The sequence below is a fragment of the Stenotrophomonas sp. PS02301 genome (genome assembly GCF_029959485.1).
GTDB classification, from domain to species: Bacteria; Pseudomonadota; Gammaproteobacteria; order Xanthomonadales; family Xanthomonadaceae; genus Stenotrophomonas; species Stenotrophomonas maltophilia_Z.
Window position 1 is genome coordinate 48006 of record NZ_JASCOO010000017.1, and the last position, 14864, is coordinate 62869.

Consider the following 14864-nt stretch of genomic DNA (forward strand, 5'->3'; position numbering starts at 1 on the left):
TTTGCCCCCCCGCGAAGCGCGTCGCGACAGACAGCACAACGCGCAAGCGAGCGCATCGACGGCGGACGCTGCATCGACAACCCTGCTTCAGGCACATGCGCCATGCACCCCAGATCGACGCCGTTCATCATGCTGGGCACGCTGCTCACCGCCGCGGGCTATGGCGCCACCTTCCTCATCTCGCTATGGTTCCGCGCGCACGGCGGAACCGATATCGATGCTGGCAGCACCCTTGGCATGGCCTTGATCGGCACCCTGATCGGTGTTCCTGCGGTTGGCTGGAGCGCTGGCCGGATCGATGCGGCGCGTCTGGCGGCCCTGGGCGCGTTCACCCTCGCCTGCGGCTATGCCCTGCTGGCCAGTCTCCGCGGATTGGAACCGGCTCACCTGCCTGGGCTGGCTGCGCTGCTGATTGGCTTGGGCTGGGGAATGTTCTATCTAGGTGCGCCTCTCGCCTTGTCCGAGCGGCTGACCGATAGCGCCCGGGGCACTGCCTTCACCCGCTTCAGCGCGTTCCAGATGACGGGTATCTGCGGAAGCCCGATCCTGCTCGCGCTGGCAGTGACACACGGCGGGTTTCCGTTGAGTACTGCATTCATCGGTGTAGCCGTGGGCGGACTGGTGGCCTCACTGCTGCTGGCCGTATTCGCTCTGCGTGAACCGCGTTGCCCACGCGAGGGCGCGCTGCGACCGTGGGTGCGCAGCATCGCCACGCTCGGCAGAAGCGCCGCCATTCGTCCGATTGTGATGGCCGGATTCGGTGGCGCCGTCTTCTCCGGCATGATGGCCTTCCAGGGATCGCTGAGCGAAGGTACACGGGCGAGTGCCACCACCTTTTTTGCGGTTCACGCCGGCACCGCCGTGATAGCACGCTTGTTGCTGGCACGTCTTCTGCCCACATGGTCGCGGACCCCGTTGATCAGCTGTCTGTTGGGCTGCCTGATTGCAGGGCTGGCGTGCCTGCTCTGGGTGCCGGTGCATCCGGCGTTCCAGATTGCCGCCGCTGTCCTCACCGGCGCCGGTTACGGCCTGCTCTATCCGTTGATTCAGACCTGGGCGGTCCACGGAGCGCGCCAGGAAGACCGCCACGCAGCACTGACCTGGTTTGTCGTCGCCTATTTCATCGGCATCTTCGGATTCCCGCCCTTCGGCGGTTGGCTGCTGGTCACCGCCGGCAAGGCCGTGTTCATCTGGGCATTGGTTGCCTTGGCCGCCCTTGAGCTGGCCGTAGCCGTGTTGAAGAGACGCACCTGACTACAACTTCCGGCACCTGCATTCGGCTCTGCACCCTGCCACCCTGTGAAACACAACGTGTGCACAGGAGCCGTAATGAACAGGATGTTGGTCGTGGGTGTGGTGTTGGCAATGCTATCGCTGCCGGCAAGGGGCGCTCCGCCTGAAGCGGCAACCCAGGTGATCGTGCTGGGCGTGGATCATGCCGCACAACTGGTGGCGCGCGAGGATCGGCCGGCGGTGCTGGCGGCGTTCCTGGATCGCGCTGCACCCGATGCGATCTGCATAGAGCGATCGCCGGAGGCATTTGCGCGTAACGATTTCTATGAGTTCACCTACGAAGTGCAGGACGTGGTGGTGCCGTTCGCCCGGGAGCGCAACATCGACGTGTGCCCCTTCGACTGGCATCCCTCGACGGAAGACGCGCAACTGGGCTTCGGCATGGACCTGGAGGCGATCCCTGAGATCCGGCCGATCCGGGGCTTCCAACAGTTCCTCACCTTTCCCGAACCGGCGCAATTGCACCGGACCCTTTTCCACGCCGACGATCCGCAGAACGTGGCGCGCTCCACGCAATGGAGCCTCACCCCAGCGACACGTACCGCGCAGGACCTGCCGCGTCGCCTGTTCCTGTATCGCACCTTTTTGCAGGCCAAGCGCATCGCGGCGGCCGCGCGGGCGCATCCAGGCGGCACCGTGGTCGTGGTGGTCGGTGAGTTCCACAAGCGCGACATCGATGCTGTGCTGGCCGATGAGCCCGGCATCGTGGTGGTGCAGCCGTCGAGCCTGGGTGCCCCGAGCGATGCGGATATCCAGCGGCAGGAACTGCCGGCGTACCGCTTCGCGGTCGCCAGCTTCAACCTGCTCGGCAGACAGGCACAGACCGGCAACCGCGACGATGCCTTCCTGCGCGAAACGGTGGACGCCCTCTCCGGCAGCAGCGCTACCGCTGAGCTGCAGTTGCTGGCGACGCGGCTGGACCTGCTGCAGGGCCGCATCAGTCGCGCCGAGGCGATCGGGCGTTACAAACAGATTGCGGCGGCCGCCGGCGAGGCACGATTCACCTGGACCGGGGTGAAGGATGTGCGCCGTCTGGATTCCTGGTTCGACCCCTTCGGTAATCTCAGCGTGCGCCAACGCGCCCGCCTGGAACTGGCGCGCGAATCGATTCTGACCGGCCGGCCCGCTGAAGCGGACCGGCTCAGGACCGCACTGGGCCGTGAGCTCACCGCCCGCCAGCGCCGGCAACTGGACGGCTATTGGCCCCTGCTGGCGAAGTGAGGGCCCGCCGAGGCTGAACCCCGGGGCCGGGCGGCCACCGGTCATTACGGTGTAAAATTCATCGTTTTAACCGGAACAATGGCCAAAACCGCGCAACGGACGCCTGTCCCGGGCCCGGCCTTCATCCGGCTGCTGGCCCGCCTCGCTGAGAGCAACCTGTCTTCGACGGGCCCTGCCCTGTCAGACCGGCTCAGCGAGTGGGTGGACTGGACGCGGGCGGTGACGTTGTCCAAGGCGCTCGATGGCCGGCTGCCGGCCGCGGTCGAGGGGCCGGACTTCGATGCAGACGAGGACGCGGAATGTCAGCGGATCCGCGCGGCGCTGGAGGCGAGTATTGTTCAGGAACCTGAGCCCACCAAACCGCCTCGCCGGGTGGTTGACGCCGACGGTGCCGACGCCCCCATCGAATACACCGTGTACGGCGAGCGCTATCTCAGCCTGCAGCGCGCCATGCTCAGCGCCACCAGCCGTCTGCGGGGGCGCCTGCGCGACATGCTGACCCGCAGCTCGCCCGAGATGGCGCGCCTGGCCGAGGTGGATGCGCTGATGGAGCAGACCCTGAGTGCGCGGGAGTACAGCCTGCTGGCCAAGGTGCCGGTGCTGCTGAGGGTGCATTTCGAACGCCTGCGCGATAACGGCACCGATGATGCCTGGCTCGAGGTGTTCCGCCGCGACATGCAGAGCCTGCTGCTGGCCGAGCTGGATATCCGTTTTCAACCGATCGAAGGCCTGCTTGCAGCGCTTCGCACCCACTAACCGGGACGTCATGTTCAGAACCAGTCTTCACTACGTTGTTTTCCTGCTTGGCCTTGTTGCGGTGTGCTGGATCGGCGCGGGCTATGCCAGCACCAATCCGGTCGGTTTCGCGGTCGCCCTGCTGATCGCTATCTGCTACCTCGCCGGTGGCCTCGAGCTGTATCGCTACCGGCAGGCGACCGCCTCGCTCACGGCAGCCAGCACCAGTGCGGGCACCGCCAGCGCCGGGCTCGCCACCTGGCTGGGCCAGCTGCATCCCAGCCTGCGCAACGCGGTGCGCCTGCGCGTGGAAGGCGAGCGCGTTGCCCTGCCCGGCCCGGTCCTGACCCCGTACCTGGTCGGGCTGCTGGTGCTGCTGGGCATGCTCGGCACCCTGCTCGGCATGATGGCGACGCTGCGCGGCACCGGACTGGCGCTGGAAAGCGCGACCGACCTGCAGGCCATCCGCGGCTCGCTGGGTGCGCCGGTGGAGGGCCTTGCGGTCGCCTTCGGCACCTCGATCGCCGGTGTCGCCACCTCCGCGATGCTGGGCCTGCTCTCGGCCCTGTGCCGGCGTGAACGTCTGGAAGCGGTGCAGCGGCTGGACGTGGAGATCGCCACCACCCTGCACACGCATTCGCAATCCTGGCAGCGCAATGAAGCCTTCCGTTTGCTGCAGCAACAGGCCGAACTGATGCCGGCGCTGGTGGATCGGCTGCAGGCCATGACCACCGCGATCGAGCAGCAAAGCAGCGCCTCGGGTGACCGCCTGCTGGCTAACCAGCAGCGTTTCCATGCCAAGGCGGACGAGGAATATGCCCGCCTGACTGCGGCGATCGAACAATCGCTCAAGGCCAGCGTCGCCGAGAGCGCACGTGCGGTCGGTGCGGCCTTGCAGCCGGTGATGGACACCACGCTCGCCGGCATCGCGCGTGCCAACGCCACCATGCACGAAACGGTGACCGATGCGGTGCAGCGCCAGTTGGCCGGTTTGACTCAGGGTTTCGATGCCAGCCGTGCCGCCACCGCCGCGTCCTGGCAAGCCGCGCTGGACAGCCAGCAGCAAACCAATACCGCCCTGACCACCGACCTGCGCGCCGCGCTGGACGGGTTCACCGCGCAGCATGATCAACGCGCACTTGGCCTGCTCGATGCGGTCTCCGCGAAGCTGGTCAGCACCGCTGACGGTTGGCAGGCGGCACAGTCCGCACAGCAGCAGACCAATGAAGCCATGGCGACCGAGCTGCGCAGTGCACTGGCCCAGTTCGCCGAGCAGCATGGCGAGCGCTCCAGCGCGTTGCTTGAAGCCGTCTCGACCGAGCTCAACGCGACCGCGCAGCGCTGGCAGGAGGCTCAGGCTGCGCAGCAGCAGACCCATGCCGCGCTGACTGCCGATCTGCGCAGCGCACTGTCCAGCTTCACCGACACACATGACGCCCGGGCCACCGGCCTGATCGACGCGGTCGGCAGCCGCATGGAGGCCACCACCGCGCAGATCGCCGAGGCATGGCAGCACGCCCTCGCGCGCCAGGATGCCGCTGCGACCGCACTGAGCGAGCGCCACCAGCACGCGCTGGATGCCGCCGCCGCGACGCTGCAGGCGCAGGCGGTCTCGCTCGGCGAGGCGATGCAGCACTCACATACCCAGCTGCAGGACGCACTGGAAGCGCGCGATCAACAGCGCCTGAGCGTGTGGACCGATGCCTTCACCGGCATGAGCGCCAGCCTCGGCGAACGCTGGGAGCAGACCGGCGCCAGCGTGGCCAGCCGTCAGCAGGAGATCTGCGACACCCTCGCCCGCACCGCCAACGACATCACCCAGCAGGCCCAGGCGCACGCCAGCGAGACGATCAGCGAAATCTCGCGGCTGGTGCAGGCCGCTTCGGAAGCGCCCAAGGCCGCGGCCGATGTCGTTGCCGAGCTGCGCAGCAAACTCTCCGACAGCCTGGTCCGCGACACCGCCACGCTGGAAGAACGCAGCCGTCTGCTGGCGACCGTGGAAACCCTGCTGGATGCGGTCAACCACGCCGCCAACGAGCAGCGCGTCGCCGTCGATGCACTGGTATCGACCTCGGCCGAACTGCTGGACCGGGTTGGCACCCGCTTCACCGATCACATCGAAGCTGAGACCGGCAAGCTGGGCAGCGTGGCCGCGCAGGTCACCGGCAGCGCGGTGGAAGTCGCGAGCCTGGCCGATGCGCTGGGCAGCGCCGTGCAGTCCTTCGGGACGGCCAGCGACGGCCTCAACGAGCGGTTGGCCCAGATCGCCGCCTCGCTGGACGGCTCGCTGGCACGCAGTGACGAGCAGCTCGCCTACTACGTTGCCCAGGCGCGTGAGGTGATCGACCTCAGCGTGCTCTCGCAGAAGCAGATCATCGATGAGCTGCATCAGCTGGCCGGCCGCCGCAGCAGCAAGGCCGGAGCCGCCTCGGCATGAGCGACGAGATCGAAGTCGAGGCCGACGGAGGTGCGCCGATCTGGGCCGCGTTCGGCGACCTGATGTCGGTGCTGCTCGGTGCGTTCGTGCTGATCCTGGTCGGCGTGGTCGCGCTGCAGCTGGAGCTGACCCATCGCCTGGATGAAGAGGTCAAGCAGCGCCAGGCCGAAGTGCAGCGCCGCCAGACGCTGGAGCAGGCCTTGGCCGGCCCGCTCGCGGCCGGGCGTGTGACGCTGGTGGATGGCCGCATCGGCATCCGCGGCAATGTGCTGTTCGCGTTGAACTCGGACCAGCTGCAGCCGGAAGGTGCCGACGTCCTCAAGAGTCTGGCCGGGCCGTTGAAAGGCTATCTGGCCTCGCGCGAGGAAATCCTCATGGTCAGCGGCTTCACCGACGACCAGCAGGTGCGCGACGGCAACTGGCGTTTCGCCGACAACTGGGAACTCTCCGCCGAGCGTGCACTGACCGTGACCCGTACCCTCATCGCCGAGGGCGTGCCGTCCGATGCGGTGTTTGCCGCGGCGTTTGGCTCGGAGCAGCCGGTGAGTTCCAACGCCGACGAAGACGGCCGCGCCAAGAACCGCCGCGTCGAAATCGCCCCGATCCCGAAACCCAAGGCGAGCAAGGCCGCGGATGCCCCGTAACCCTGTCGCAACCGCTGAGATTCTCGAGAACTGGCGGGCGGACAAGCTCGACCAGATCGACCGCACGCGCTTTGCCGTGATCGAGGCGTTGCATGCCCGCGCGCAGGCGCATGACGGCGAGGTGCAGGCGCTGTTGCAGGCCAGGCTGGATGCGTTGATGGCGAGCTATAGGGAGCGGATTGCCCAGGCATCGACAGCGGTGCGATCCGCGCCGGGCCCGTCAGCCGGGCGCATCGGCCTGCAGGCGCTGGTCACGGAATTGACCGGGCAGCACAGTGCTGCGTATCCGGAATTGCCGGTGCTGGGCGAGGTCCGTGCGACGTGGGCCAGGCTTCGCAATGCCAGCCAGCTCAAGGAATCACTGGCCCAGATGCCCACCAATGGTGGGCCGTTGAACTCCGGTGTACTGGTCCATCGCGCGCTGACGCTGATGAAAGACACTTCGCCGGGGTATCTGACGCACTTCATGGCGTACCTGGATGCGCTGTCCGGCATGGAGCATCTGCATCAGTGGGGCGTGCTTGTGGCAACCCCGAAGGTGGTGCCGCGGGGGGCGAAGCCGCGGCGGCCGCGTGCGGGTAAGGCGCCTAGCTGATCGTCAGGGTCACGCGACAGACCCGCATCACGCGCCACTTTACTCATGCCTTGCGCGCGCGCGATCTCCCCAAGCGCCTTGGCGATGAACGCCGCATCGCCGTCACTTTCGATGATGCAAGCATCGAGATACGCCGCCATCTCGTCGGGTGTTCGCAGGTGCTCGGCCACATCAAATGTCTCCAAGCGCGTTTTCTTGTTCATTGCCATGGCATCTGTACTCCGAACCATTCGGGGCTATTGTCTTTTGTAGCCCACCGGCTACAACTCGTCCAAGCGCCCTGGGTAGGGTCCGCGCGGGCGCTCGGTCAACACGCATTTTGAACGAGGCAGGCATTCAACGCTGCAAACATGAATACGCCGTTCCAGCAATCTCATTCCAGCCCCCTTGCCCCCGCCAATCTTGGATGGTAGTTTCGTAATTACAGCGTAATTATGTAGAGGCAGCAGATGGCTCGAGACTGGAACACGCTTGCGGATCGCCGCCAGGCACGGCTGCAGCGGGCCACCGATGCCGGCCTTGGGCGCCTGGTGCCGTATGCGGAGGTCCCACAGCTCCTGCACACCGTGCTGGAACCCGGCGACCGGGTCTGCCTGGAGGGCAACAACCAGAAGCAGGCCGATTTCCTGGCCGAGTGCCTGGCCCAGCTCGATCCGGCGCAGGTCCACGGCCTGCACATGGTCCAGTCCGTGCTGTCCCTGCCCTCGCACCTGGATGTCTTCGAGCGCGGCATCGCCCAGCGCCTGGACTTCTCGTTCTCCGGCCCGCAGAGCGGCCGGCTCGCCAATCTGGTTGCCGAAGGCCGGATCGAGATCGGGGCGATCCACACCTATCTCGAACTGTTCGGCCGCTACTTCATCGATCTCACCCCGCAGGTCGCGCTGATCGCCGCCCAGGCCGCTGACCGCCACGGCAATCTCTACACCGGCCCCAACACCGAAGACACCCCCGTGATCGTCGAGGCCACCGCGTTCCGTGGCGGCATCGTGATCGCGCAGGTCAACGAAATCGTCGACACCCTCCCCCGCGTCGATATCCCGGCCGATTGGGTCAACTTCGTCACCGAGGCGCCTCGCCCGAACTACATCGAGCCGCTGTTCACCCGCGACCCGGCACAGATCTCCGAGATCCAGGTGCTGATGGCCATGATGGCCATCAAGGGCATCTACGCCGAGTACGGTGTGCAGCGCCTCAACCACGGCATCGGCTTCGATACCGCCGCGATCGAGTTGCTGCTGCCGACCTATGCCGAATCGCTGGGCCTGAAGGGCAAGATCGGCACGCACTGGGCGCTCAATCCGCACCCCGCGCTGATCCCGGCGATCGAATCCGGCTTCGTGCAGTCGGTGCACTCGTTCGGCTCGGAACTGGGGATGGAGCGCTACATCGAGGCGCGCTCGGATGTCTTCTTCACCGGCAGCGATGGCAGCATGCGCTCCAACCGCGCGTTCTCGCAGACCGCCGGGCTGTACGCCTGCGACATGTTCATCGGCTCCACCCTGCAGATCGATCTGCAGGGCAATAGTTCCACCGCCACCCGTGATCGCATCGCCGGCTTCGGCGGCGCGCCCAACATGGGCTCGGATGCCCGCGGCCGCCGCCATGCCAGCCCGGCCTGGCTGAAGGCGGGCCAGGAAGCGGCCCTGCCCGGGCAGATGCCGCGCGGGCGCAAGCTGGTCGTGCAGATGGTGGAAACCTTCCGCGAGCACATGGCGCCGGCCTTCGTGGAGCGTCTGGATGCATGGGACCTGGCCGAGCGCGCCAAGATGCCGCTGCCGCCGGTGATGATCTACGGCGATGACGTCACCCACGTACTGACCGAAGAGGGCATCGCCAACCTGCTGCTGTGCCGCAGCCCGGAGGAACGCGAACAGGCGATCCGCGGCGTGGCCGGCTACACCGCGGTCGGCCTGGGCCGCGACCGCGCGATGGTCGAGAACCTGCGCGACCGCGGCATCATCCGCCGCCCCGAAGACCTCGGCATCCGCACCCGCGATGCCAGCCGCGACCTGCTCGCCGCGCGCTCGGTCAAGGATCTCGTGCGTTGGTCCGGTGGGTTGTACAACCCGCCCAAACGCTTCCGCAACTGGTAAGGGGCACGCCATGGAAACCCTGCGTTATCGCTTCCCCGGGCAGCACGATCTCACCGAGCGAGATCACCACGCGCTGGTCGGCGTGGTCGCCTCGGGCAATCTGGAAGTGCTGATCGAACCCACCCCGCTGGACGGCGCAATGGAGATCGAGGTGCTCACCTCGGCCACCGGCTTCGACACCATCTGGCAGGCCGTGCTGGCCGATTTTGCCGCCCGCCACCCGCTGCGCAATGTGCGGTTGTCGATCAACGATGCCGGTGCGACCCCGGCGGTGGTCAGCCTGCGGTTGCAGCAGGCGCTGGAAACTCTGCAGGAAGGAGACGCCGCGTGAGCAGTCACAGCTTTTACGAGGCCGATGCCCGCGAGCGTATCCACGGCCTGCTCGATGCCGGCAGCTTCAGCGAGTTCGTCGGCCCGGCCCGCCGCATCATCAGCCCGCACCTGGCCCAGCTGGATCAACCGGGCGCGTTCGATGACGGCATCGTGGTCGGCACGGGCAGTTTGAACGGACGCAGCGTGCTGATCGCCGCGCAGCAGGGCCAATTCATGGGCGGCGGCGTGGGCGAAGTGCACGGCGCCAAGCTCACCGGCCTGCTGGAGCGTGCCGTTGCGGTGCGTCCAGAGGCGGTACTGCTGCTGCTCGACAGTGGCGGCGTGCGCCTGCATGAAGCCAACGCGGGCCTGATCGCCATTTCCGAAATCATGCGGGCGGTACTGGCCACGCGCGCCGCCGGCATTCCGGTGTTCGCCCTGATCGGCAGCGGCAACGGCGCGTTCGGTGGCATGGGCATCGTTGCCCGCTGCTGCACGGCGGTGGTGATGTCCGAAGAAGGCCGTCTCTCGCTGTCCGGCCCGGAAGTGATCGAGACCGTGCGCGGCGTGGAAGAGTTCGACTCGCGTGACCGTGCCCTGGTGTGGCGCGTGACCGGCGGCAAACACCGCTATCTGATCGGCGATGCCGTGCAGCTCGTGCCGGATCGCATCGAGGCCTTTGCCGATGCCGCCACGGCGCTGATGACCACACATGCCGAGCCGCAGGATCCGCTGGTCGCGCTGGAACAGGCGCAGGCCCAGCTGGGTGCCCGGATCAACGCCTATGGCGGCTGCCGTGATGGCCTGGAGGTCTGGCGCCTGCAGGGCATTGCCGATGCCGAGCAGCTGCCGCTGCTGGAGACCGCTGACTTCCTTGACGCCGTCAAGGACCGGGGCCTGCCATGGAACTGACGCCCCTGCTCGATGCCCTGTTCCCGCTCGGCCACGCGGTTACCCGTGAGGACGATGTGCTGGGCGGTACCGCCACCACCGCCGCCGGCGAGGTCACTGTGATCGGCACCGCCAACAAGCTGGAGGTGGGGGTCGATCACGCATTGGCGCTGGCCGCCACCGTGCTCGCCAGCACCCGCGCATATCCGCAGCGGCCGATCGTGATGCTGGTGGATACCGCCGGTCAGCGCCTGGCGCGCCGCGATGAAATGCTCGGCATCAACAGTTACTTCGCGCACCTGGCGCGCACGTTGGATCTGGCCCGCCGCCGCGGCGCGCCACTGGTCAGCCTGGTGTATGGCGAGTCCGTGAGCGGCGGCTTCCTGTCGTTCGGGCTGATGGCTGATCGCATCTTCGCCCTGCCCGAAGCGCAGGTGCGGGTGATGGATCTGCGCGCGATGGCCCGCGTCACCAAGCAACCGCTGGAGAAGCTGCAGGCACTGAGCCAAAGCTCGCCGGTGTTCGCGCCGGGCGTGGAGAACTACGTCCGCATGGGCGCAGTGGAGGCCGTCTGGGAGGGCGACCTCGCGCAGGCGCTGGTGGAGGCGCTGCAGGCGCCGATCACCGGCGATCAACGCCGCGAACGGGGCGCCGAGCGTGGTGGCCGCCTGTTGGCACGCGATGTCGCCGCTGCCGTGGCCGCGGGCGAGGCCTGAACCATGCGCCGCCACGACCTGGTCTGGCTCGATCCGCAGGCACCGTGGCAGGTGCTGACCCCGGGCGCGGATGCGCGCCTGCGGGCGTGGGCCGAAGCACGCCTGCCCTTCGTCGTGGCGCGACGCGATCCGGTCACTGATGGCGATCAGCTGCGGCTGGGTGTGCCGTTGCCCTTGGCCGAGCAGCGCCAGCGGCTGTCGCTGCGGATCGAACGCACCCACGTGCAGCGCACCTCGCCGCCGCCGTTGCTGCCCGAGGTCGCCGAAGCACTGGCCGCCCCCTGGCGCGATGCGCTGCCTCCCTTGCTGGCCGACCTGCCCGAGCCCACCCCACCGCCCCGCGTGTTCGGCAGCTTCGCCTGGCAAAGCCTGACCGGCCTGCCGTATCTGCACGCCGGCTCCGATCTGGACCTGCTGTGGCAGATCACCGAGCACACGCACGCCGCGGCGCTCACCGAACGCATGCGCCGCTGGGAACGCGAGCACGGCCTGCGCATCGATGGCGAGCTGCGTTTCCCCGGCGGGCGATGCGTAAGCTGGCGCGAGTACGCCGGCGGTGCCGCCCGCCTCCTCGTCAAATCGGATGACGCCTGCTGGTTGTCCACACGCGATGCCCTGCTCACGCAGCCGGTGGCCGCATGAACGCCGTGCCGCACCCCGCCCCGTTGCCACCGCCCTCCCCCACGGCGGCTGCGCATCGGCTGGCCCGGATGGCGATCACCAGCCTGCATGCCGAACTGGCCTGCGCCCCCAAACCCGGGTTGGTCACACCGTGGAGCCGCGGCAGCCACGATGACATGGACGCGGCCACCTTCCTGCGCAGCCTGTTCGCGCTGCGTGGCTATTTCGTGGCGGTCGCCGCCGCCGGTGCGCACAACGTGCCGTTCGATGATCTGCGCATGCTCGGCATCGAGGCGGAAGCCTCAATGCTGCGGGCGACGGGTGGCATCAACACCCATCGCGGCGCGATCTTCAGTCTCGGCCTGCTGGTCGCCGCGTCCGCGCGTCTGCGTCATGTCGAGCATGCTGCGCCCCAAGGCACTGCGGTCTGTCATGCGGTGCGCGGGCACTGGGCGTCCGCGCTGCTCGCCGCACCGTTGAACAGCACCAGCCCTGGCCAGCGCGCCCGCCAGCGGCATGGCGTGCCCGGCGTGCGCGAACAGGCGGCGCAGGGATTCCCGCTGCTGCGCGAGGTGGCCCTGCCCACCCTGCAGGCCACCCTGCGCGCCACCGGTGACCGGCAGACCGCGATGGTGCAGACACTGATGTCGCTCGTCGCGGTCACTACCGATCTCAACCTCCTGCATCGCGGCGGCGAACGCGGGCTGGCTTTTGCACAGCAGCAGGCACGTCGCTTCCTTGCCGAGGGCGGCGCGCTCGAGTCCGGCTGGCGGGCACGGCTCGGGGCGGTGTGCGACGCGTTCGAAGCGCGTCGACTCAGCCCGGGCGGCAGCGCCGATCTGCTGGCCTGCGCGTGGTTCCTGCACCTGCAGGAGCGCGCATGAGCCTGGTCCTGCTCTGCCCCGGTCAAGGCGGCCAGCATCCGGATATGTTCAAGCGGGTGCGCGCGAATGCGCAGGCGCAGCCGGTGCTCGATCTGGCCAGCACGCTGCTCGGCGCACCCGTCGCACAGATGGCGGCCGATGCGTCGCGCTTCCACAACGCAGTGGCCCAGCCGCTGGTCTGCGCCGCGGCGCTGGCACATTGGGCGGCGTTGCAGACGCAGCTGCCGGCCATCACCGCCGTCGCCGGCTACAGCGCCGGCGAGCTGGCCGCGCACGCGGTGGCGGGCAGCTTCGACACGGCCGCCTGTCTGGCGCTGTCGCGCGAGCGCGCCCGGTTGATGGACGCTGCAGCGCCGGTCGATGCCGGCTTGCTGGCGGTGATCGGGCTGGACGAGGCTCACATCGCACATCTGTGCGCGACGCACGGGGTGTTCCTGGCCATCGTCAACGGGCCCGACCACGTGGTCGTTGGCGGCCTGCGGCCTGGGCTGGAGGCCGTCGCCGCCGACGTGGCTGCCCACGGTGCCCGGACCGTCCCGCTGCCAGTGGATGTGCCCGCGCATACCCCGTTGCTGGCCGCAGCGGCGCAGGGCTTTGAGAAGCCGTTGCGCGCACTGCCACTGCACGCCCCCCATCTGCGCCTGCTGGCCGGCATCGACGGCCGCCTGGTCAGCGATGTTGGGCGTGTCGTGAGCACCTTGTCGGCGCAGATCGCCCAGTCCGTGCAGTGGCAGACCGTGCTGCAGCAGGCGGTCGAGCGCGGTGGGCGCGTATTTCTGGAACTGGGCCCGGGCGCGGCGTTGAGCCGTCGTGCACGCGAGCTGCATCCGCAGCTCGAGGCGCGTTCCGTGGAGGATTTCCAGACGCTGGAGGGCGTTCTGGAGTGGGTGGACGGTGCATGCGCACGCGCATGAAGGTCTGCCGGTAACCGCAGCACCACGTAACCCCGGATGGCGGGTCGCCATCATGCTGCACGCGTATCAAGTGTCTCGGGAGGGCGCATGAGTCCGCAAATCGCAACGATCATCGGCTTGGTGATCATGTTCATCGTGGCCACCGCGCTGCCCATCAACATGGGTGCGGTGGCCTTCGCGCTGGCCTTCATCATCGGCGGCCTGTTCGTCGGGATGGAGGGCAAGGAGGTGTTGGCCGGCTTCCCGGGCGACCTGTTCCTGACCCTGGTCGGCATCACCTACCTGTTCGCCATCGCACAGAAGAACGGCACCATCGATCTGCTCGTGCATTGGGCAGTCAAGGCCGTGCGCGGGCACATCGTGGCCATCCCGTGGGTGATGTTCGTGGTCACCGCGGTGCTGACCGCCTTCGGCGCGCTCGGCCCGGCCGCGGTGGCGATCATCGGTCCGGTCGCGCTGCGCTTTGCCAAGCAGTACAAGATCAACCCGCTGATGATGGGCCTGCTGGTGATCCATGGCGCGCAGGCCGGTGGCTTCTCGCCGATCAGCGTGTATGGCGGCATCACCAACCAGGTGGTGCAGAAGGCCGGCCTGGAAGTCACGGAAATGGCCGTGTTCCTGACCAGCCTGGGCTTCAACCTGCTGATGGGCATCATCTGCTTCTTCGCCTTTGGCGGGCTGGCGCTGATGCGTCGCGCACCGACGGCGACCGAACCGCTGGTCGCCGGCAGCCAGGCCTCCTCACGCCAGTTTGCGATCGAAGGTCACGGTGCCCTGGTCTCGGCCGGTGGTGGCACGCTCTCCAATGATCCGGACGCGCTGGATGACGTGCGCATCAACCGTGAGCGCGTGTTCACCCTGATCGGCCTGCTGGGCCTGGGCATCGCCGCACTGGTCTACAACCTCAACGTCGGCCTGGTCTCGATCACCGTCGCGGTGGTGCTGGCCCTGCTCTCGCCGAACTCACAGAAGGGCGCGGTGGATGGCATCAGCTGGTCGACCGTGCTGCTGATCAGCGGCGTGGTCACCTACGTGGCCGTGCTGCAGCAGGCCGGCGCGGTGGATTACATCGGGCATGGCGTGGGGGCGATCGGCATCCCCCTGCTGGGTGCGCTGCTGGTCTGCTATGTCGGCGGCATCGTGTCGGCGTTCGCGTCCTCGGCGGCGGTGCTGGGCGCCACGATTCCCCTGGCCGTGCCGTTCCTGATGCAGGGGCATCTGAGCGCTGCGGGGGTGATCTGCGCCTTGGCGATCTCCTCCACCGTAGTGGACGTGAGCCCGTTCTCCACCAACGGTGCGCTGGTCGTGGCCTCGGCCGCGAAGGAAGAGCGCGAAGCGCTGTTCCGCCGCTTCCTGGTCTACAGCGGTCTGGTCGTCGCCTTCGGCCCGTTGCTGGCGTGGCTGCTGTTCGTGGTTCCAGGCTGGATGTAACCCTGCGGGGGGGGGGGGGGGGGGGGGGGGGGGGGCGCGCCCGGGCCGCCGCGGCGGCGCCGCCCCGGCCCCCGGCC

At 68.0% G+C, this 14864-nt stretch carries 14 protein-coding genes and 1 pseudogene; 14 read left to right on the forward strand and 1 reads right to left on the reverse strand.

What is annotated here, in order from left to right; all coding sequences use genetic code 11:
• The first annotated feature begins 129 nt into the window (after nt 1–129).
• The 6 genes from QMX81_RS07130 (at nt 130) to QMX81_RS07155 (ending at nt 6925) form a co-directional block, all read left to right on the forward strand.
• The gene (locus tag QMX81_RS07130) at nt 130–1254 is read left to right on the forward strand and encodes an MFS transporter (RefSeq protein WP_282260047.1); all 1125 of its coding nucleotides are present in this window, start codon (nt 130–132) and stop codon (nt 1252–1254) included.
• 75 nt (nt 1255–1329) lie between these two features.
• Nucleotides 1330–2514 (forward strand): hypothetical protein, encoded by a 1185-nt coding sequence (locus tag QMX81_RS07135; protein WP_282260049.1) that lies wholly within the window; start codon nt 1330–1332, stop codon nt 2512–2514.
• Nucleotides 2515–2592: 78 nt separating this feature from the next.
• A complete protein-coding gene (locus QMX81_RS07140; RefSeq protein WP_121036895.1) occupies nt 2593–3270 on the forward strand; it encodes a DUF3348 domain-containing protein in 678 nt (225 codons plus the stop codon).
• Nucleotides 3271–3280: 10 nt separating this feature from the next.
• Nucleotides 3281–5686: a DUF802 domain-containing protein gene (locus QMX81_RS07145; protein WP_282260053.1), complete on the forward strand. Its 2406-nt coding sequence runs from the start codon at nt 3281–3283 to the stop codon at nt 5684–5686.
• Nucleotides 5683–6330: an OmpA family protein gene (locus QMX81_RS07150; protein ID WP_121036897.1), complete on the forward strand. Its 648-nt coding sequence runs from the start codon at nt 5683–5685 to the stop codon at nt 6328–6330. Before QMX81_RS07145 ends, QMX81_RS07150 begins: the two co-directional genes overlap by 4 nt.
• The gene (locus QMX81_RS07155; protein WP_282260056.1) at nt 6320–6925 is read left to right on the forward strand and encodes a DUF2894 domain-containing protein; all 606 of its coding nucleotides are present in this window, start codon (nt 6320–6322) and stop codon (nt 6923–6925) included. The genes QMX81_RS07150 and QMX81_RS07155 overlap by 11 nt, the downstream gene beginning before the upstream one ends.
• Before the next feature lie 8 nt (nt 6926–6933).
• Here QMX81_RS07155 and QMX81_RS07160 read toward each other — a convergent pair.
• A pseudogene (locus QMX81_RS07160) lies at nt 6934–7134 on the reverse strand (addiction module antidote protein); the annotation flags it as partial.
• 240 nt (nt 7135–7374) lie between these two features.
• On the opposite strand from QMX81_RS07160, the gene mdcA reads away from it, so the two are divergent.
• From mdcA to QMX81_RS07200, 8 genes are all read left to right on the forward strand, one after another.
• A complete protein-coding gene (mdcA, locus tag QMX81_RS07165) occupies nt 7375–9018 on the forward strand; it encodes a malonate decarboxylase subunit alpha (protein ID WP_282260058.1) in 1644 nt (547 codons plus the stop codon).
• 10 nt (nt 9019–9028) lie between these two features.
• The gene (gene mdcC / locus QMX81_RS07170) at nt 9029–9349 is read left to right on the forward strand and encodes a malonate decarboxylase acyl carrier protein (protein WP_282260060.1); all 321 of its coding nucleotides are present in this window, start codon (nt 9029–9031) and stop codon (nt 9347–9349) included.
• Nucleotides 9346–10242, forward strand: a complete 897-nt coding sequence (locus QMX81_RS07175; protein ID WP_282260061.1) for a biotin-independent malonate decarboxylase subunit beta — start codon at nt 9346–9348, stop codon at nt 10240–10242. Before mdcC ends, QMX81_RS07175 begins: the two co-directional genes overlap by 4 nt.
• Complete coding sequence (gene mdcE / locus QMX81_RS07180) at nt 10233–10937, forward strand: biotin-independent malonate decarboxylase subunit gamma (protein ID WP_282260062.1); 705 nt, start codon at nt 10233–10235, stop codon at nt 10935–10937. The genes QMX81_RS07175 and mdcE overlap by 10 nt, the downstream gene beginning before the upstream one ends.
• Nucleotides 10938–10940: 3 nt before the next feature.
• Entirely contained in the window at nt 10941–11579 is a 639-nt protein-coding gene (gene mdcG / locus QMX81_RS07185) for a malonate decarboxylase holo-[acyl-carrier-protein] synthase (protein WP_282260064.1), read from the forward strand.
• A complete protein-coding gene (gene mdcB / locus QMX81_RS07190) occupies nt 11576–12442 on the forward strand; it encodes a triphosphoribosyl-dephospho-CoA synthase MdcB (protein WP_282260066.1) in 867 nt (288 codons plus the stop codon). The genes mdcG and mdcB overlap by 4 nt, the downstream gene beginning before the upstream one ends.
• Nucleotides 12439–13356 carry a malonate decarboxylase subunit epsilon gene (gene mdcH, locus QMX81_RS07195; protein ID WP_152154297.1) on the forward strand — a complete coding sequence of 306 codons (918 nt, stop codon included), beginning with the start codon at nt 12439–12441 and terminating at the stop codon, nt 13354–13356. Before mdcB ends, mdcH begins: the two co-directional genes overlap by 4 nt.
• Before the next feature lie 87 nt (nt 13357–13443).
• The gene (locus tag QMX81_RS07200; protein WP_019184589.1) at nt 13444–14787 is read left to right on the forward strand and encodes an SLC13 family permease; all 1344 of its coding nucleotides are present in this window, start codon (nt 13444–13446) and stop codon (nt 14785–14787) included.
• Nucleotides 14788–14864 lie beyond the last annotated feature (77 nt).

What these genes read in the sequence shown, in the direction of transcription:
- QMX81_RS07145 (WP_282260053.1), top strand. Translation starts at nt 3,281, where the DNA reads ATGTTCAGAACCAGTCTTCACTACGTTGTTTTCCTGCTTGGCCTTGTT.
- QMX81_RS07130 (WP_282260047.1), top strand. Translation starts at nt 130, where the DNA reads ATGCTGGGCACGCTGCTCACCGCCGCGGGCTATGGCGCCACCTTCCTC.
- mdcG (WP_282260064.1), top strand. Translation starts at nt 10,941, where the DNA reads ATGCGCCGCCACGACCTGGTCTGGCTCGATCCGCAGGCACCGTGGCAG.
- QMX81_RS07140 (WP_121036895.1), top strand. Translation starts at nt 2,593, where the DNA reads ATGGCCAAAACCGCGCAACGGACGCCTGTCCCGGGCCCGGCCTTCATC.
- mdcB (WP_282260066.1), top strand. Translation starts at nt 11,576, where the DNA reads ATGAACGCCGTGCCGCACCCCGCCCCGTTGCCACCGCCCTCCCCCACG.
- mdcH (WP_152154297.1), top strand. Translation starts at nt 12,439, where the DNA reads ATGAGCCTGGTCCTGCTCTGCCCCGGTCAAGGCGGCCAGCATCCGGAT.
- QMX81_RS07135 (WP_282260049.1), top strand. Translation starts at nt 1,330, where the DNA reads ATGAACAGGATGTTGGTCGTGGGTGTGGTGTTGGCAATGCTATCGCTG.
- QMX81_RS07150 (WP_121036897.1), top strand. Translation starts at nt 5,683, where the DNA reads ATGAGCGACGAGATCGAAGTCGAGGCCGACGGAGGTGCGCCGATCTGG.
- mdcA (WP_282260058.1), top strand. Translation starts at nt 7,375, where the DNA reads ATGGCTCGAGACTGGAACACGCTTGCGGATCGCCGCCAGGCACGGCTG.
- mdcE (WP_282260062.1), top strand. Translation starts at nt 10,233, where the DNA reads ATGGAACTGACGCCCCTGCTCGATGCCCTGTTCCCGCTCGGCCACGCG.
- QMX81_RS07200 (WP_019184589.1), top strand. Translation starts at nt 13,444, where the DNA reads ATGAGTCCGCAAATCGCAACGATCATCGGCTTGGTGATCATGTTCATC.
- QMX81_RS07155 (WP_282260056.1), top strand. Translation starts at nt 6,320, where the DNA reads ATGCCCCGTAACCCTGTCGCAACCGCTGAGATTCTCGAGAACTGGCGG.
- mdcC (WP_282260060.1), top strand. Translation starts at nt 9,029, where the DNA reads ATGGAAACCCTGCGTTATCGCTTCCCCGGGCAGCACGATCTCACCGAG.